1 protein-coding gene is annotated in these 202 nt (G+C 69.3%); it reads right to left on the bottom strand.

The features are described from left to right. The coding region (locus tag IAE56_RS21020) for an autotransporter outer membrane beta-barrel domain-containing protein (protein WP_200753850.1) at positions 1 to 202 on the bottom strand (202 nt) is incomplete at both ends.

Genomic DNA, 202 nt, shown 5'->3' with positions numbered 1-202 from the left:
GCTGCGCGGGATGCGGGCATCCACCACCTCGTCGTCCATGCTGATCTGCGACTCGGCGCGGGTATGCAGCCAGTTGGCGGCCAGATAGGGCTGCACTTCGGCAACACCATTGCCCCAGCGGGTCACGCCGGACAGGCGCAGGCCGGCGCGCCCGAACAGGCCATCGGCGTTCTCGGTGCCGACCACGGTGCCGTTGGTTTCG

This window comes from Stenotrophomonas sp. S41, from assembly GCF_016624625.1.
Lineage (GTDB): Bacteria > Pseudomonadota > Gammaproteobacteria > Xanthomonadales > Xanthomonadaceae > Stenotrophomonas.
This window is presented reverse-complemented; position numbering and strand designations above follow the sequence as displayed.